This window comes from Paracoccus subflavus (assembly GCF_004310345.1).
Classification (GTDB): Bacteria; Pseudomonadota; Alphaproteobacteria; order Rhodobacterales; family Rhodobacteraceae; genus Paracoccus; species Paracoccus subflavus.
This window is the reverse complement of record NZ_SISK01000015.1, coordinates 28,468-45,358: the sequence shown is the minus strand read 5'-3', so window position 1 is coordinate 45,358 and position 16,891 is coordinate 28,468. Positions and strand designations below refer to the sequence as shown.

Genomic DNA, 16,891 nt, shown 5'->3' with positions numbered 1-16,891 from the left:
TCAGTCCTCGGACAGCTTGCGCTCGACCTTTTTGCGGCTGTTGCCTTCGGACTTCACGGCCTCGCGCACCTCATCCTTGGACACGTCCATCTTCTCGGCCTCGTAGCGGACTTCGTGATCCTGTCCGGCTGCGACCTGACGGCGATCTTGGGCGCGGCCCCGGCTTGTCTGTTCCTTGCTCATGGCGTCCTCCGCATCTTCAAAGGATCAACGCGGTAGGTTGTGGCTTGTTTCCAACCGGCTCAACGGAAGGCTGGGGCAGGCTGCGGTCCAGTTTTCCAGAATGCAGACCCCATGTGTATATCCCATTCGAGGCTGCCTATATATCCTTAGAAGATATACTTAGCTTAAAATAAGGATATACGATGCCACTCTACATCAAAGACCCTGCGGTGGATACGCTTGTCGATCAGTATCTTGCGGCCACCGGCATGACGAACAAGACGGAGGCTGTTCGCCGCGCCTTGTCCGATCAGTTGAACGCTCTCGCAGCCAAGGAGACCCTGACGGACCGGGTTGCGCGGATACAGCGCCGGGCAGCGGAGGCCGGTTTTGTGTCCAGCGGCAGCGATATTGCAGCAGACAAGGCATTCATGGACGAACAGTGGGGCGAGGACTGATGTTTCTCGACGCCAGCGTTGTCGCCGCCGTGCTGTTGAAGGAAGAAGATGGCCCCGCGTTCCTGAAGGCGATGGAGGCCGCACAAGGCACCCTGCGCTATTCGCCCATTGTGCGCCTGGAAGCGACACTTGCCCTTGTGCGCAAGCGGGTCGAGCAGCGCGGCAAAGGCCCGGCGACAGCCGAGGACTTTGCCGCCGCGACGGATCTTGTCGATGAGCTGCTGAAGGCGCTTGAGGCCAAGGAAATGCACATCACGGGCAGCATGGGGGCCGAGGCGATCCGGGCGCTGTCGGTTTATGGCAAGGTGGTCGGGCATCCGGCGCAACTCAACATGGGCGATGCTTTGTCCTATGCCTGCGCGAAAGCCTTCCATGTGCCCTTGCTCTACAAGGGCGATGATTTCTCAAAAACCGATCTCGCATAGGGATTGAGCCAACGGCATTGAAGAAGATGGAATGCGCGGCAGAAGGAAACGGCAGCGGAAAGGCCAGGTAAAAGGGCGGCAAAACTGGGTTGGGCGTGGCGCTGCGATCGCGGTTGTCCTGCTTGGAGCGTTCCTCACAGGCATGGCTGATGAACTGACGGAGGAAGCGGAAAGGCTTCTTGGCGATCTTTTCCGCCCGCAAGGCGAGATCCTGTCAGGACAGGTGCGGGTCATCGACGCCGACTCGCTGGACATGGACGGCAGGTCGGTTCGCCTGTTCGGGATCGACGCGGTGGAAAAGAACCAGACGTGCCAGGACAGGACGGGCACGGAATGGCCGTGCGGTCGTCACGCAACCGAGAAACTGGCTGCCACTCTCGACGGGCAGAATGTGCGGTGCCTCGTGCAAGACACGGACCGCTATGGCCGGGCGGTGTCCCTCTGCGAAGCCGGTGGCAAAGACGTGAATTATTGGGTGGTCCGCAACGGATGGGCCGTGGCCTACACCCGCTACAGCCGGGACTATGAACAGGCCGAAGCCAAGGCCCGCGCCGAGAACAGAGGGATCTTCGCCGGGTCGTTCATTCCGCCAGAGGATTGGCGGCGCCAACAGCGATAAGGAAACAGGGGACTGCGCGTAGCGCCGGCCCGGCGCGGCCTGAGCGCCGCCCTTGTCCTGGCGCCGGCTCGCCGGTGATGGGGCAGGGGACATCAGCCAGCAGCGGCAAAAAGAAGCCCCGCGCGGGGCGGGGCCAGGTGAACCTTCGTCGCTGAAGGAATGGGAATGTCAGTCGGGCAGGCGATAGTTCAGCAGCCAGGACGGGCCGAAGGTGTTGCGGACCTGGCGAAGCTCCGGCCCTTCGTCGCCCGTCGAGGATAGCCATTCGGCCAGAAGGCGGCTTTTCCAGCGTCTGCCATGCTGGGCGCGATAGGCCCGCAAGGCGTCGATCTGTTCCGCGCTCGGGCCTTGATTACCTATCGGTTGTGTGTTCATGATGGAACTCTCCCTGTTGTTGGGCCGGGGGTGGCAAGGCGGTGCCGCCCCCGGCTTTTCAGATCAGAAGCAATCCGGCACCCAAGCGTCGATCTGGGCCTTTGCCTCCGCTGTGAGGCGCCATGCCTTCTGATACTCGGCATCGCTGAACAGCCGTTCCATGCAGCGGGCCTTTTCCGCCTTCTTCTGCGCCTTGTGGGCCTTGAAGCCGCGGCCCTCGGGATCGCAGCCGGTCAGGTCCAGATGCAGGCTGTCCAGATAGTCGGAGCTGACGCGGTTGAAGAAGTTCTCGGCGGTCGGCGTCCAGACCTTGCGGATGCTGGCCCCGCTGTCGGCCTCGATCAGCGCAAAGAAATCGGCATTGCCTGCGCCATAGGGCAGGGTCCGAGCCATGCCTTCCACCAGTGCGGCATTGCGGGCCTTCTTGCCTGCCGCCGTGAAGTCGCGGAAGGCTTGCGCCAGATCCTTGATGCGCAACTCCGGGCGGCTCCATGCCTCATGTCCTGCCGGGGGATGGGCCAGCCGGTCGGACCATTCCAGACCATCCGTCTTGCTCGGGCAGTTCATGGGGCGTCCCGGCGACAGGTCAAAGACATTCGTGCTGACACCAGAGGCCAGCGACAAGCCGAAGGCCAGCAGGTCGAACACCATGTCCGGCTTGTCCAGAAGGGCGGTCTGGATCGCGGCCAGCCGGATCGCCTTCATGTCCTCGACCAGTGCGCCGGAATAGGGCGACTTTGGCGCGGGCGCGGCATCGCCGCCGTCCGCATGGGCGGCATGGCCGGCGAGAGTCCCGGCCTCGATGGCTGCGGCCCGGTCCTCGGTCCGCACCCACGGGCCGCTCAACTGCACGGTCCCGCTGTGGCTGACATAGACATAGTAGCCCGCCTCGGCGCGCTGCGCGTCGGTGAAGTCGCCCTTGATGATCGCGTCCAGAGCCTCAAGTTCGGCTTGCCCGGCCTCGTCCAAGGCGTCGGCGTTCGCCAGTTCGGCCAGTTCGTCATACCGCTCGGCCTGTTCCTCCGTCAGATCACCCTCGACCGGATAAAGGCGGGCCAGCTTCTCAGTGACGGAATAGGAGACATATTCGTCGGCCATGACCTCGGCCCATTTCCAGCCTGCCGCCAGCTTCCCGGCCTCGGCGTTCAGCCGCTCGGTGAACAGGTCCTGCAACAGGTCGGCATCGTGCAGCGCCACGGTGTCGCTGAACAGGTCGCGGGTCAGCCTGCCGCCTGCGGCCTCGTAGGCATCCAGTCCAACAAAGCGGGCGCGTCGGTCGGTGGCGCTGATGGCGGCGGGCTGCAATGCCTGCTTGATGCGGTGTTCCGACACGTCGCGGCCCTTTACCTCGGCCAGAACAGTCAGGGTCAATGCCTCGTCCTGCGACACGGTAAAGGCTTTCGCCATGCCAAGGCTGATCGCGCCCGCTTTCAGCGCATCCAGAACCGGGGCGGGCAGGGCGGCCAAGGCAAGGCGGCGATAAACATGGGCCTCGGTCTTGCCGAAGCTGCGGGCAATGGCCGACACGTCCGCGCCTGCCTCCTTCATCCGGCCATAGGCGCGGATTTCGTCAGCGGGGGCCAGCGGTTAGGTTATGCGTCAAGTGTCCTGTTGGCTGAACATCATTGACACGTGGGTCTTTTTAGCTGCGCTTCGCATTCTGAATGTCTTCTTGGCGCTGAAGCACAGCCGGGGCGCCAATCCCGCTAGCTTTCTCGACGGAAGCGATAGTCACCCTTTGATGCGCGCAATGCTTTGGCGATGGCCTTGTTGATGGTATCGAGATTGCAGGCCTCCGGCTGGAACTTCCTGCCGGCCCACAGGCGCATGGTTTTATGGTCCTCATGATCCGGATCAAGCCAGGTTTCAAGGAAGCCGGCATAGCCTGAAGGCCCGCCGACGTCTTCAGGAGGTCCTGAACGGGCAGCAGCGATACAGCGCGGATACTTGGCTCCCTCTTCCCGCGCAACCTGCTCCAAGCGCAGAAGATGACGCCAGTTGTCGCCAAAGTCGTACTCGTAGAGGATCGTAAGAGAGCTGCCGCGCGGATCGTAAGGAAACTGAAAGTCGCTCATCCGGACCTCGGTCGCTTCGAAGGTTCGGCTGTCAGACAGACCGTCTTCATCGAACTCCGGGGCTCCATAAACAAGACCGCCAATATTGAACTGGTGCAGATGGTTGTCGGTCCAGCCAAAGGCGGCCTGCAGCACCTCGTGAAGCTGGGCGAGGTTGAGCGTCATGGGCAGCTCGAGCGTGCGGCTGATCCTGGGCTCGATGTCGAGGATATGAACCTCGGCGCGTACGATAAGGCTGTCTGGATCGAAGGGGTCAAGCATGGTGCAGATCATGCCGGGCAAGGTTGTCGCAGGCAAGAGATCGTGCGCTCACTGTCCTATAATGAGCGCAGCACCCCCAGACGTCGCAGACAACATCAGGACTTCGGACCGCGCGGCAGGGGTATTGGCTTTGCAGCGCGATCGCGTTCGGCGATGAGGCGAGCATTGTGACGCTTCTGCCGCTCAAGCTCTGCTTCAGCGTCAAGGATGCGCTTCAGCAGGACGGCATTTTCCGTCATCATGCGCCGCTCCTCGAGCTGCAAGACCTGGATCAGCGCGCGCTGCTGAATGAGTTTATCTTCCCAAGCCACCAGTTTGTCTGGGATGATCTTACGCTCGCGGGCGCGCCGCAGTTCATCGATCATCGAGCGATGATTGGTGTAGATGGCATTGCGGCCGACCCGCGCTTCGCGGGCAAGCGTGGCAATGGTCAAGCCATAGGCGCGCTTCTGCAGATCCGGATGCGTGGGCAATCCCTTCACCAGGCGCTCCAAGGCGTCCCGCAGCTTGCGGCCTGTGTTGCGCAGGCGCTTTTCGTGCGGGGTCAACTCGGGTGTCTCGCGAGACTTACGTGCCACTGCGGCCATCCTTTCCATCACCAGCAAGTTCACCGAGGATGCGATTGCATTCGGCAATCCGTGTCTCGGCAAGTCTCCGGCTGACGGGATCGAGCTCGGGATGACCGAGCAGATCAGCATTGCGGTCGCGGCGGGCCTGCCAGACTGGCCGATGCCTGGCCGTGACGGCGAAGTTGGCGCAGGTGAGACACGTACTTTCGGTTCTCAGCACCGGGTTTGGGCCTCGCTCGTCGCCCAAGCACGCAGCTGTTTCGGCGCGATAAACGCAGTAGCCCCAATCGCAAACCCCAAGCCGGAGATCTGTCTCGTCCATCAGAAAGCGAACATAGGCCTGAACGTCGCCGTCGCGTGTGCGCCCGCGGAACTGCGATCGGGCGGCGATCATTCGTCCACCCTTGCCGGCGAGCGCCGTCGCCGTCAGGACCTCTTCCAAGGCCGCGCAGGTTTCTTCCTGTGCATGCCGGTCAATGAGGTCATCAAGCGCAAAGTCGGTTCCGACATAACCGCGATCGGTCATGGCCCGGGACACGTGACCAAAGTGCGCCTGAAGGGCATGCAGTCCGGTCCGATCGCGCTTGCCGACAAAGCGCGCGAAGGTCTTCCGGCCCTGATGGGTGTTCAGATGCCAGGGCTCTCCCTCGTGCTCCGGCAGATTGATGAATGGTGCGAACAACTCATTCAGTCGCCGTATGATGGTCGAGACAATGGGCAGGTTGATGCGGGCGGCCGGACCCACCAAGCCCGTACTGGCCATTACCAAAAACAGTTCGGATCGCTGGTTTTGCGCCCGCAAACGCGCACTCAGCTGTTCCATGACCTCAATGGCTCGCTCAACAGGCGCTGGAGCAACCCAACGGTGGGCTTGGCCACCGGCCTCGCGCGCCGTCTTGTAGATCGTGCCGCCGAGATAGGCGAAGCTCTCGCCGCCATCCCCTAAGGGATGCTGCTCGATACAACCGGCCTGAAGTCCAAGGATCTCCGAGACCCGAGCGCCGACCAGGTACGCAATCACAACAAAGCAGGCGTCGTAGATGCGATCGGCAAGATAGCGTACCTGCTTGGTGCTGGTAATGGGTGCTTCATGCCACGGGAGTTCTTCTTCGGGCAGTGTCGAGAAGACGAAGGGCGCAATTGCGGCGGTTACGATGAAGCTGGCCTTCGTTTGACTGAGCCCCCGGGCAAGGGCGTCATCATAGGCAGTCTGCGCCTGCGTTTGCAAAGCAATGACGTCGTCTGCTGGCTGTTCGATCAGCCGCAGTGCCGCTGAGAGCAAGGGAACGGCGACGGCATCTGGCGTATAAGGAAGCCAGCCTCGGTCGCGCCGGGCGAACGGGGGTGCGGTTCCGGGAAAGGGATCGTCGATGGCTACTTCCGGGAACTTCGCTCCCTGAAGATACAGCCGTGCCAGCAGATCAGCGTAAGCGTGCAGCGTGGTCGCCGACAGCGTCTTGCCTGGCTTGCTGCCAGGACGTTGCGCCATCGCTGCCAGAAACCGCTCGCAGGCATCACGGTCCAGATCGGCAAAGCGTCGGTATCCATGAGCGACCATCCAGCGGATCAGCATCCGCAGCGCCTTGAAGACGGAAACGATTGTCGAGTCATGCACAGCACGACGGCCTGGAGGCGGATCGAGCTTCAGGCTCCACAAGAACAGCTTTGCCGCCTCTCGCCAGTCAGTCCATTGCGGATCGTCAAAGCGGCTGTCGTCGCTCAGGTAGAAGCCCCAAGAGAGCGAGAAGTCGCCCCGGTTGGCGCCGGGACGGTAGCCATCGAGATGCCAAGTCTGGTCTGACCACACTGAGCGGGCCGATATGCGAAGAGTGAGCCTCGCCTGGACCGCAAGATCACATGCAGCGGATGCTTGCATCGCTTACTCCAAGGTCGGAAGGGCTGGCAGGAATGCCATCCGGCATTCGGCCCCCGCCTGCAGCGATTGCGGAAAGTCGGGCAAGATGTCCTCGATCAGAATGCGCAGGCTTGGCGCGTACAAAAGCTCAAAGCGACGTGGATCGATACGTTCACGTGCACGCTCCAGCGTCTCCTTCGCCTGAAGAACACGCGCCATGTGTTCTGCATCGATCGGAATGACCAGTCCCGGGCAGCGCAGGCAACCGCCGAAGTGCCGGCACACCCGGCCTGCCACAGACCCCGGCGCTGTGCCTGCGGCCGGGTTGAGGCAACCATGGCTGAACGGAACCGTGGCATCCTTCGCCAACATGATCTGGTCGCACGGCACCTGCTCCTCGGCGTCCGCCTTCATGCCAACGATCCAGCCGAGCATCAGCACCTGTAATCTGGCAATGGTCTCGCGCTGAATGCGACATGTCTGCGGTCCTTTGATATAAAGGTCGGTCGTATCGGTGCGGGTATGGTTAAGCACGTCTTGTGTCGCGAGGATATCGCCGCCGGATGCCTTGTAATACTCGGTGGCGACGCTGCCTCGCAGCAGCACCGCCGCAAAATCCGGCAAGAAGGGACGGCTACGTTCCGGCGCCGCCTTGTTCCAGAGAGCGATCCGGGCATTGGAGCGTCTGATGAACGGCTTCAAGGCATGCGCCAAGGTCGATCCAGCGATGAGCGTTACCGCACTCTTCTTCTCGCTCTTCACCAAGAACAGCCGATTGCGGTCCTGCCGGCTGGCCCGGATCGCGAGGGGCGCGGTCATTGCCAGCAACCTGTCAATCAGATTTGGAGCTGCATAGGGGCGACGGCGGTCGAAGGACCGCTTCTGGGGGCGCTTTACCTTCGCGCCAGCCCGGGGCTTGGCCCATTCGACAAGGATGCGATGCTCATCAAGCGGGTGCGCCATCTGGCAATCGCGTGTCATCATCCGCAGCGCATCCGGATTACCCGCGGTCTGGATCGCCAGTGCAATGAAGAACGCCGCAACCGTTTCCCCGGTAAGATGCAGATAGCCACCAAGATAACGAAGGCCGCCGTGACGGTTGACGGCGGAGAGTCTGACGCCGCTGCGGATCGCAAGCGTTTGCGAGGGCAGGACGCCACCATCGACAACGGCGAGCGCCCGAACCAAGTCGCACAGTTCAAGATCGACGCCTTCGACCAAGCCGCTTGTCGCAAGGATGGCTCGCCCCGTTTCGAAACGGTCCCAAGCCTCGTCAATGTCCTCATAGCACACAGAAAGGATAGCCTTGAGGTCCTCGGCGCCAAGCCGCAGCCGGGGATCAGCTTGGCGGTCTGGCCAAACCCGCGAAGGAAAGTCGATCCGTTCCGGAAGCCTTGACGGATGCCGGCGCTTCGTCCAGTCGATCATCTGGCGAAGCTGCATCAGCACATTCGCCCGGGATCCCCTTGACCAGGGCTTGTTGGTCTGTGCTCCCACCTGGCAATCCAGCCAGGCAATATAGCGTCCCACCATCGCCGAGGTCAGATCACCGGTGGATCGAACAAGGCCGTCCTCCGCGGCAAAGCGCGCGAACGCACGCATCGCCATCCAGCAATGACGCTGCGTGTCGTGACTCGATGCGGCATGATGGTGACGAAACGCATCCGCCAGCAGCATCGCGATATCGGCAGGCAAGCCGAGCTTGCCCACATCATAGCGCTTCACAATGTCACCCCAGCCATCGCGGAAGATCACCTCGCTATTGGCTGCCTCTTGGAGGATCGGAGGCGCTTGCGAGAAGCGCCGGTCGATGCGCTCACGTTTAACGGTCATTGGGGATCAGCTCGCCATAAAGATAGTCGATGCTTTCGGCCAATTCCGGGGCATTGAGTTCTACACAGCGCAGATAAACGGCCGTGCTCTGGATCGAACTGTGGCCCAGCAGGACCTGCACGATCTTCAGCGGATTGAGATCAGGCGTGACCGATGCTTGCCGCTGCAACCGCACCAGCATCGTCATTGCAAAGGTATGCCTCAGATAATGCAGTGTCCCTGCTACACCGGCCGCCCGGAAGGCTTCGGCAAACACCGCCGTCAATCGTGCGGTGCTGACGGCGTTTCCCTGAGTGTTGAGAAACAGGGCTGAGGACGGCTGGTAGTCCCGCCGCTGGCGGCGCAATGCCCGAACCTGCGGGGTGCGAACCTCGTCGATATAGTGCTGTGTACGATCCACCAAGCGGATCGGCGGATAGATCGTGCGCGGCTTGTCCCCCTTGGTTATCGTCAGGGGCACACCGATCAGCGGGTGATCCTCGTCGTGCAGATGCGCCGTTTCTGGCACCTGGAAGAGGGCCAGACCGCAAAGCTCCTTGCGCCGTAATCCTGTTGCCAATGCCCATTCCGCCATCAGGCGGTAAGGCATCTCCAAGTGCGCAAAGACCCGGCGCAACTGATCGGGACGCAATGGTCTCGGCAAACGTTCGTACTCGGCAACCGTCAGGATGTTCGCCGCCACGACTCCCGCACGCCCATCCACATGCGCCAGGAACGCTTGTCGTCGACTGGAGCTCACACGCACGTCGACAAAGTGAAACGGCAGGCTGTCGATCCACCCTCGATCCTGCGCCCATGCGTAGAACCGGCAGACCGTGCGGACCCGATCATTCACCGTCGAGCGCGCGTATGGCCGTTTGGTGTGCGGGCTTGGCTGTGACAGCATGCGGTTGCGCCAGCCGGCAATCTCTGCCTCCCCCACGCTGCACCAATCGAGGCCGGATTGCTCCAGGCTATCAAACCAGTCGTGGAGGTGCTCACCATAGGTTCGGACCGTCTCCGCCGCATGACAGCGGCCCGGGATCGTGGCCAGTGCCATCAGCCAGGCAAACGCCGGTTCGATGATCGCCATCCGTTCCGATACCAGGATCGGAAAACCCGCCGGAACTGCGGCATAACCTGCCGCAGCCTTGATAATCCGCACCATGATCTGTCCTCTTTGCTCCCCGACCTCCGAAACAGCAAAAGACATTGGGCAGGAGCCAAAGCCCTACACAGCAACAAGAAAGACAGTTTCCGGAACCGGATGTTATATGCCAGAGAACGCCTTGGGCTTCCTCTTCTCACCTGAAGCGCTCTTTACCGTGCAGCCGTGGCTATTGCCCCGAATGTCCGTTTGCCTTCCTCGATATGCCCGCGAGTATCGCTCACAACCATGACAGCTGCACGAACCCAACGGGACAGTTGCAACACAAAACCTAACAGGTCCTCCCGCGCCGCGTTCTCGGCACTGGCCCATGCGCGGGCGGTGGCCTCATCAGACGCGATGCGAACCGGGATGGAGGCCAGTTCCGGGTGGCGTTCGGTCACGGTGGCGTCACGCTCGACGGCGCGGGCGATGGCCCGCAGCCTGCGGCCTCCGGCGACAATGCCCACGCGGCCCTCCGGATCGAGGATGCCCGACAGGTTCTGGATCAGGCCGATCATGGCAAGGCTGTCGGCCAGCAGGTCGATCCCTTCCGGGTCGGCGTCCTGACGCGGGTTCAGGTCGGATACATAGAGTTGCGCCAGCGGAAAATACTGGATGGATGCGGGGGCGATGGTTTCGCGTTTCATGGGAATGGTCCTTTTGCGACGGATGGTTTTTTGTTATGGATGCTCTGCCCTCATGACCGTGGGGGCAGGGCGGGCTTTCAAAGTGCGCCGTGCTGGATCAGGAAGCGGCGGCCGATACCGAAGTTGTCGCCCTTCCTGACAAGCGCCCACGCTTCTGCGAGACGGCGCTGCAAGGTTTCTCTGCTCATAAGTTCACCCCCTTTCAGGCTGTCAGTGCGGGATGGTTCGGCCTGCTGACGGAGCCACAGCAGGCCGATTGCGGGTCAGTGTTCGGACGGCAGGTAAAGCGTCAGAACACGGCGCGTCCCTTCGGGGTCGGACGGGGTTTCCGCGCCGAAGTGATAGGCGGTGTCGTAAAGGTCGATCTTCCAGTAGATCGCCACGCCATGCGCCTCGACGCGGCCAAAGGAATGATCCTCGTAAGGATCGTTGTCCTCGGTCCAGTCCGTGAAGGTGATCACCGCGTTCATCAGCGCGGCTTGGGTGCGCTCGGGAATGGCGAGGAAGCCCGGCGTGGCGACGGTGCGGCCTTTCAGATGCTGGCCGCGCCACAGGGCCGCAAAGCCCAGGGCGCGACGGAAGGCATCGTTCTGCTCCGCGATCATAACCCGCAGCATGTGGTCGCGGGCCTGCTCGGCGGGGTTGCAGATGGGGCAGAGGCCGGGGCCTGCATCCTCGGACTCGTAGTGATCCCGGCAGGACGCGCAGCGAAAAACGCCCGTGTTCGTGTTTGCCGGGGCAGCATTGAGATGTGCCATGTGTGGCTCTCCTTTAGCGACGGGGGCGGCCGGGTCTTCTGCCCGTTCCGCCGATGGGCGAGCCTTCCTGTTCTGATTTCTGAAAGGCCCATGCCTTTCGGAAAGCAGAGCGGGGAGGGCGCAGCCCTGCCCGTGGCCCCGGCCGAGACTGTCACGGGGTCGGGAAGGCGGGGTGGTGCGGCCCGCAGCCCGGCAACGGGCGAGGACACGGCCCGCCTGGACGACGACGCCCACAGGGCGGCGCTTGCCCCTTGACCGGCTCGGGCGGGGATGCGTGGCGGACAGGAAAACAAAAAGGCTGCGGACGGGGGTGAGCGGGCGAAAGCCCGTCGATCCCCCGGAACGACACATGAATCATCTTGACCCGCGCCGCGCGCGGGCCTCTCCGGTATCTTTGTAAGGTCGAAACTCCTCAGCCGGCGCTTGAGCTGGGTTCATGCTATCGACGCGAAGAGCCCTTAGCTGTCACTCAAAGGCATGCTATGTTCGCCTTGTGCTTGACCCAAATGAAAATTCTTCATGGCTGCACTCGTTCGTAGATCGAGCCGTGCATGCTTATAAACGCATCCAGCGCATTCACTGGGATTCCTACGGAAAACTTGGGGAAGGGAATACTTGGCTCCGAAGCCTTGCAGTAGCTGGAGCATTCCTGCTGATCGCTTACTTGATTTTGCCCTAAACGTCCGCTTCGAGCCCAATGCGGACCGGTCAAAGGCGCTCAAACAACAGAAAGCCTGTCCTGTGACCCCAAGCTACAGGAAACATGGGATATCTCTGTCAACTGGCCATAAAAAGCAGGTCAGGATAGCGTTTCATTATGACAGCTCGACGCATCGCAATTGCAAGCGGGTCGTGAAATATCTCCAACGCTCGCCCTGCCTCATGAAAGGACAGCCAGCCGTTCCCTAGGCGCCAGTGACGAAAGAACAACCAGTCGAGGTCGTTGCGGCGCATGAACACAACGCTCTCTCGTGCCTTTTCGGTTGAAAAGGGCTGTCCTAGGCGCGCCTTGGAGCCATACCTTGCACGCAATTCCTTGTAGGATGCAACGCTCTGGTCAATCGCCTCCTGGATGTCTTCTTCGCTGATCGCCACCAATCGGTCCATCTCCGCGCTGATGCCTTCCGGCATCGTTGCCAAGGCTTGCTCCACGGCACGGGCAAAGCGTGGATCGGACACGACATCTATGTCCCAGTGGCTGGGAAGATCGCGCCAAAGAACAGTTTCTGATGCTTCTGTCCACCTGCCCTGTCCGACAAGTCCCAGAGCTTCAAGAACCATCAGAACCTCTGCAGCGGCACGCGCGGGACCGAGGCTGTAAGCGGCGGCTATGTTTGGCGCCGGAGGAGGAGGCGCGTTCAAGGCTCGCACCACGAATGTGCCCCCTCTTGAAGGAGGCAAGCTCCCGTCCCGGGCACGGTATTCGAGCTGGCCTTGCTGCTCTGCCAAGCGGAGAACCACAACGCAAATATCATCCCATCGTGGAAGCACGAACGGCAACTGGGGCGCCGCTCGGGGGATAGCGCCCCGCTCCGTTTCTTCCGCCTGGCCGAGGGCTACGAGCGCCATACAGCCGATTTGATAGGACGATGAGAACATATGGTCCCAACCTTCGCCCTCATCAGAGACGGGTAAGTTTCGAGACAGGAACTCGATTACATCACTCGACCAGTCAGAAGGAGGCTCGTTTGCGCTCAATTTGGTTTTCCTAGGTATGCAGGTTACTTGGAGCCCAAAGCCGTCATTCAAGTTCGAGTGCACAGGGGTTCATCTCGACGGTGGCATCTGGCGAGAGGCCTCCTAGATCCACATCAGGCAGCAAGATTACGAGTAGATCCTTTCCGTATTGGTGACGGCGTTTCACCAGAGCCAAACCAGAAAAGACCACCTTTCCGTGATCGAGGATTTCACAACTGCCTCGATAGCCTTGATCGAGGTTAAGATTTGCTAGGAACAGCTCGGGACATTGCCGCGGCCATATCAGATGGCCTTCCGGCACATTCTGGCGCCCTAAGACAAAAATAGCCTCTTTGATTGAAAGCCGCACCATGGCCTAACTTTGCTGGATAGGAGGGATCTTCACAAAAGACGGGTGAAACAGCAACCGTCCGCTTCGTCCGCATCGTTGACGCTCACGGCCTGCGTCAGGGGTCCCGCCCGAAGGGACGAGAGGGGCAGGGCAGGGCGACCAGGACCGGCGGGCGAGGGACTGGCTCGGGACGAGACAGGCATCCGCACGCCGCAGCCGGAAGCATTGCCCTGACCAGCTCGGGTGGAGGCCGGCTTGCCGGCCGGAACCGGGGGCGCGACCCGAAGGGGGACGCCCTGTTTATTCGAGGAACAGCGCCGAAACCTGCATCAGAAGACCAAGGGCCGTGGTCCAGATGAACAAAGCCCATAGGCCACTCCCGCCTGACTGTTCACCCTTCTTCGATCCATCATCGCTTGGCACGGTCGCGCCTCCGCAGCAGGGACATCCCCCGCCGAGGTAGCTATCTCGTCCGCAGGAAACGCAATCAAATCCCATTTTCTATCACCTTTCCAAATCGTCTCTGGATGGCTTCAAGACGCCAGCAAATACTTAGAGTCCTGCACCAGCTTTGGCACTTCATCCGCAGGCTTCGTGTTCTTCTCCAGGGCCAGTTCAAGCGCCCGTCGCGCGATCGCCATGATCGTCTTTGGCTGCTGCGACAGCCCTTCGCGTTCCAGACACTCGACTGTGGCAAGCACTGCCTGCTCATAAAGACCGACCTGGCCTCCGATCTTGCCCGTGACCAGCCACATGAAATCACGGCCTGAAAGATGCGCCGCAGTCCTCAACACACTCACAGGCGCCTCCCGCGTCACCTTTTCGTAATGCTGATAAGACCTCGATGACACGCCAAGCGCCTCCGCAAACTGCGCTTGTGTAAAACCCCTATCATTCCGGCACATCCTCAGCCGCGTCCCAATTTCAGAGGATTCATTGTCGATCATCGTCTGCTCTTGTCGCGCGTCGGTTACTAACCTTACTTGTCTCATTATACGCATAAATGTGCGAATTATCATCATCAATCGCCAAATCATATGCAGATTTATGCAGTTCAACACCAACAATGGCTTGGTGGGCCAGGGACTGCGCGGCCGACAGGCCGCGCTGATCCTTACCCTTCCTCCCGGGATGGCCTTGATCCTGGCGAACAGCCAGGATCTCCGCTTGCCCTAAGCTGGGCTGGCACAGGCGCGCGTTCCGAGGGTATGGCAAGCCCAGATGACACCAAAGCAGTTGGAAGCATGGAAAACGCGGTTGTTCCTGAACTTGCTGTAACGGACTGGCAGGAAAGCAAGCGGTTCTACTGTGACCGGCTGGGTTTCGAGTGCGTCTACGAGCGTCCAGAGGAAGGGTTTTGCTACCTCCGTCGCCAAGAGCCGGATCTGCTTCCTGAAGTGCGGCAATATCACAAGGTCGAACTGATGCTGGACCAGATTGGCTTGGGTCGCACCTTTGATAACGGTGACGGACCTTGGCAGCATCCGCTTGGTTGAGGCATGAACCTCCAAATCCGCATCCTGAACTTGTTGCCTTTGCATCTGAAACTGACCGGAGCAAAAATACCGCTGTTTCTTGATCTCGAAGAAAAATGGTATCGCACAGGTGACGGCGAAACCGGCGTTCTGCAGTTTGTGGTTGCCGATCCCGATGGCTACCTGCTCAGGTTTTATGAACCGCTGCCGTCTCGCAGGGCCTAAAACCCGAACGGTCGGCAACTTGCTGATCCGTGCCAACAACCAGGCCTTCCGCTTGCCGTGGCCTCGCTCCTCCTAGTGGCCTGGGTGGCGATGATGTAGTCGTTTCGGGTCAGGTCAGCCTGCTGATTTCAGAAGAAGAACCATGAATATCCTGAACACCACCTTGGCCGTTCTGGCCCTGCTCGGACCCAGCCTCGCGCAAGCGGAAGCGCCGCAAGCTGAATCGCCTCTCGCCAATGCGACGGAAACAGTGGCCGAACTGCGAGACCTCTACGATGAGGCCGATGACACGTGCCGCGTCCCTGGAAGTCAGGAAGCAAAAACGGTCGTGGCCTGCATGGCACGCGCCATCTACGGCCAGACGCTGAACGAGAAAGGCTGGTGCTGGGGCAGGGACGATCAACCCAATGCCGAGATGCAGTGGCATGAATGCACGCCGACCTCGCTGAGATACACCCCGCTGGATCTGCCCGGCCTTTAAGCTGCGCGCCAGCACCATTGTCTTCCAGCCGGGCGGGAACATGAAAACAACACAGGTGCCGCCCGGCTAGTAAGCCTCTTCTGTCTGGGGATGACGTGGGCGGCAATTTGGCTTTTTAGGCAACATTTTGAAACGTAACACTGAGTAAGTCACTGGAACTGTTGCCCTCTGAAGCTCTCTTTCAGTAAATGCCCGCAAGAAACAAGAAAACATCGGGCAGTATACAACGGAAGGATGTGCGCTGATGGGTATCATTGATCCCAGCATCATCGCGTTCATGCAGAACCACAGGCAGGCGCAAGACGGCAGCGGGTACAAGGCCTCGGAGACCATAGGCGCGGCCCTGGTGGACTCGCTGCGGCGGATTTCGCTGTTTGGACCTGTGCGTGAGGCAGAGACGGTCTGCGGCTAGGACGGGCGGTCTGAGCTGCTGATTTTCACAGTCGTACCGAGGTTCGGGTGAAGAACACGGCGGAGAACAGATGATCGATAAGCCCGTTAGCTTCTCAAGCGCCGATCCTTCAACGCGCCAAGACGGCGAAGCTTCTGCCCAAGATGACCTAGCCACCCTCCTTCGGGGATGGGTAAGGGCCTGCCTTGATGACGGCGTGCAGGAGCTGCACACGATGATCATGACTGCGTCTGACAGCTTGAAATCAGAGTTCTGCTGCTATGACGTCATGGCAGATGAGATCGAGATCGCGGTCCAACGCATCTGGACAGACATAGCCAGGCAGCGGATGCGGGCATGCCACTAATCCTCATCTAGGCTTACACAGCTTCCGCTCATCGCTTAGACGCCCACAGCCATGGTGAGAGCGATGCTGAAAAAGCTGTCGCGCCCCAAGGCCTTCTTGCTGGCAAGCCAGGTTCAGCTTATTTCGGAAGAATGCAGCGACAGGCGTTCCCGCTGCCTTATCGAATCGGCTCATGAAACCATATTACATCCGGCGAAGCGGCAAATCCCGTTTGCCGCAGCAGCAGCGCGATCCCGGCAACCGTGTCTTTGAAAGCACGAGCGCAAGGGGCAAGATCCGCGGGACCGCACGGCAACTCATCGAGCGTTATCTTCAATTCGCAGAAGAGGCGCGGCTTGCGAATGATCGCGTGGCGTCCGAAGCATTCCTGCAATCGGCCGAGCATTATATCCGCATCAGCAATCCCGTTCCTGTCACCACAGATGAACCTGTGACCGCAACGCGTCCTGCACGCGCGCCAGTCGCAGCCGTGAAGCGTTTTCCTGCAACGGGTACACCGGAGGAAATTTCAGTCCCACCGGCATTCACGGACCCAGCACCTGAACCGGAATCCATCATCCTCAAGGAGGCGTCGAGGCGCCAGGAAGTTGAAAGCCCGGAAGACGCCGGAATTGCTTCAAGACGCGCATTGGCCGCTGCGGCACTTGAGCGGGTCGCCCTGCAGCATGGATATACCTTGGCGCAACTTGGCTTGACCCTCAGGTTAGAATGACCTGGCAATGAGAGGCCAGCACGCGTGATCTTGAGCTTAGACTGA

General features: G+C 60.6%; 22 protein-coding genes. 9 read left to right on the top strand and 13 right to left on the bottom strand.

Annotation, left to right across the window (positions count from 1 at the left end; genetic code table 11):
* The gene (locus EYE42_RS15050) at window positions 1-183 is read right to left on the bottom strand and encodes a DUF3606 domain-containing protein (protein ID WP_130992132.1); all 183 of its coding nucleotides are present in this window, start codon (window positions 181-183) and stop codon (window positions 1-3) included.
* Between the two features lie 182 nt (window positions 184-365).
* Between EYE42_RS15050 and EYE42_RS15045 the strand changes: the two genes are divergently transcribed.
* The 3 genes from EYE42_RS15045 (at window position 366) to EYE42_RS15035 (ending at window position 1,664) form a co-directional block, all read left to right on the top strand.
* Window positions 366-620, top strand: a complete 255-nt coding sequence (locus tag EYE42_RS15045; protein ID WP_090757601.1) for a type II toxin-antitoxin system VapB family antitoxin — start codon at window positions 366-368, stop codon at window positions 618-620.
* Entirely contained in the window at window positions 620-1,045 is a 426-nt protein-coding gene (locus tag EYE42_RS15040) for a type II toxin-antitoxin system VapC family toxin (RefSeq protein WP_246020842.1), read from the top strand. The genes EYE42_RS15045 and EYE42_RS15040 overlap by 1 nt, the downstream gene beginning before the upstream one ends.
* Before the next feature lie 142 nt (window positions 1,046-1,187).
* Window positions 1,188-1,664, top strand: coding sequence for a thermonuclease family protein (locus tag EYE42_RS15035; protein ID WP_165455816.1), 477 nt, complete (start codon window positions 1,188-1,190; stop codon window positions 1,662-1,664).
* A 168-nt stretch (window positions 1,665-1,832) separates the two neighbouring features.
* On the opposite strand, the gene EYE42_RS15030 is transcribed toward EYE42_RS15035, so the two are convergent.
* The 12 genes from EYE42_RS15030 to EYE42_RS14975 form a co-directional block, all read right to left on the bottom strand.
* Window positions 1,833-2,039 (bottom strand): hypothetical protein, encoded by a 207-nt coding sequence (locus EYE42_RS15030; RefSeq protein WP_130992129.1) that lies wholly within the window; start codon window positions 2,037-2,039, stop codon window positions 1,833-1,835.
* A gap of 63 nt (window positions 2,040-2,102) precedes the next feature.
* Window positions 2,103-3,623, bottom strand: coding sequence for a ParB/RepB/Spo0J family partition protein (locus EYE42_RS15025; RefSeq protein ID WP_484217440.1), 1,521 nt, complete (start codon window positions 3,621-3,623; stop codon window positions 2,103-2,105).
* Window positions 3,624-3,745: 122 nt separating this feature from the next.
* The gene (locus EYE42_RS15020) at window positions 3,746-4,375 is read right to left on the bottom strand and encodes a plasmid pRiA4b ORF-3 family protein (RefSeq protein ID WP_211657961.1); all 630 of its coding nucleotides are present in this window, start codon (window positions 4,373-4,375) and stop codon (window positions 3,746-3,748) included.
* Window positions 4,376-4,470: 95 nt separating this feature from the next.
* Window positions 4,471-4,953: a hypothetical protein gene (locus tag EYE42_RS15015; RefSeq protein WP_211657960.1), complete on the bottom strand. Its 483-nt coding sequence runs from the start codon at window positions 4,951-4,953 to the stop codon at window positions 4,471-4,473.
* Entirely contained in the window at window positions 4,943-6,751 is a 1,809-nt protein-coding gene (locus EYE42_RS15010; protein WP_211657959.1) for a site-specific integrase, read from the bottom strand. The genes EYE42_RS15015 and EYE42_RS15010 overlap by 11 nt, the downstream gene beginning before the upstream one ends.
* A 72-nt stretch (window positions 6,752-6,823) precedes the next feature.
* On the bottom strand, window positions 6,824-8,632 hold the full coding sequence (locus EYE42_RS15005) for a hypothetical protein (protein ID WP_130992125.1): 1,809 nt from the start codon (window positions 8,630-8,632) through the stop codon (window positions 6,824-6,826).
* The gene (locus EYE42_RS15000) at window positions 8,622-9,779 is read right to left on the bottom strand and encodes a tyrosine-type recombinase/integrase (RefSeq protein ID WP_130992124.1); all 1,158 of its coding nucleotides are present in this window, start codon (window positions 9,777-9,779) and stop codon (window positions 8,622-8,624) included. Before EYE42_RS15000 ends, EYE42_RS15005 begins: the two co-directional genes overlap by 11 nt.
* 152 nt (window positions 9,780-9,931) lie before the next feature.
* A complete protein-coding gene (locus EYE42_RS14995) occupies window positions 9,932-10,408 on the bottom strand; it encodes a ParB/RepB/Spo0J family partition protein (RefSeq protein ID WP_130992123.1) in 477 nt (158 codons plus the stop codon).
* A 263-nt stretch (window positions 10,409-10,671) separates the two neighbouring features.
* Window positions 10,672-11,166, bottom strand: a complete 495-nt coding sequence (locus tag EYE42_RS16075) for a DUF3768 domain-containing protein (RefSeq protein ID WP_165455815.1) — start codon at window positions 11,164-11,166, stop codon at window positions 10,672-10,674.
* Between the two features lie 777 nt (window positions 11,167-11,943).
* Window positions 11,944-12,447, bottom strand: a complete 504-nt coding sequence (locus EYE42_RS16450; protein ID WP_246020841.1) for a hypothetical protein — start codon at window positions 12,445-12,447, stop codon at window positions 11,944-11,946.
* A gap of 460 nt (window positions 12,448-12,907) precedes the next feature.
* Window positions 12,908-13,216, bottom strand: a complete 309-nt coding sequence (locus EYE42_RS14980; protein ID WP_130992120.1) for a hypothetical protein — start codon at window positions 13,214-13,216, stop codon at window positions 12,908-12,910.
* Window positions 13,217-13,728: 512 nt separating this feature from the next.
* Complete coding sequence (locus tag EYE42_RS14975) at window positions 13,729-14,142, bottom strand: helix-turn-helix domain-containing protein (protein ID WP_246020840.1); 414 nt, start codon at window positions 14,140-14,142, stop codon at window positions 13,729-13,731.
* A 297-nt stretch (window positions 14,143-14,439) separates the two neighbouring features.
* Here EYE42_RS14975 and EYE42_RS16240 point away from each other — a divergent pair, with 297 nt between their 5' ends.
* The 6 genes from EYE42_RS16240 (at window position 14,440) to EYE42_RS14955 (ending at window position 16,846) form a co-directional block, all read left to right on the top strand.
* Window positions 14,440-14,691 (top strand): VOC family protein, encoded by a 252-nt coding sequence (locus EYE42_RS16240; RefSeq protein WP_211657958.1) that lies wholly within the window; start codon window positions 14,440-14,442, stop codon window positions 14,689-14,691.
* A 3-nt stretch (window positions 14,692-14,694) separates the two neighbouring features.
* Window positions 14,695-14,895, top strand: coding sequence for a VOC family protein (locus tag EYE42_RS16235; protein WP_211657957.1), 201 nt, complete (start codon window positions 14,695-14,697; stop codon window positions 14,893-14,895).
* A 142-nt stretch (window positions 14,896-15,037) separates the two neighbouring features.
* Window positions 15,038-15,376: a hypothetical protein gene (locus EYE42_RS14965; RefSeq protein ID WP_130992119.1), complete on the top strand. Its 339-nt coding sequence runs from the start codon at window positions 15,038-15,040 to the stop codon at window positions 15,374-15,376.
* 244 nt (window positions 15,377-15,620) lie between these two features.
* Entirely contained in the window at window positions 15,621-15,788 is a 168-nt protein-coding gene (locus tag EYE42_RS16070; RefSeq protein WP_165455814.1) for a hypothetical protein, read from the top strand.
* A 70-nt stretch (window positions 15,789-15,858) separates the two neighbouring features.
* Complete coding sequence (locus EYE42_RS14960) at window positions 15,859-16,134, top strand: hypothetical protein (protein WP_130992118.1); 276 nt, start codon at window positions 15,859-15,861, stop codon at window positions 16,132-16,134.
* A gap of 172 nt (window positions 16,135-16,306) precedes the next feature.
* Window positions 16,307-16,846, top strand: a complete 540-nt coding sequence (locus EYE42_RS14955) for a DUF4167 domain-containing protein (RefSeq protein WP_130992117.1) — start codon at window positions 16,307-16,309, stop codon at window positions 16,844-16,846.
* The last annotated feature ends 45 nt before the right edge of the window (window positions 16,847-16,891 follow it).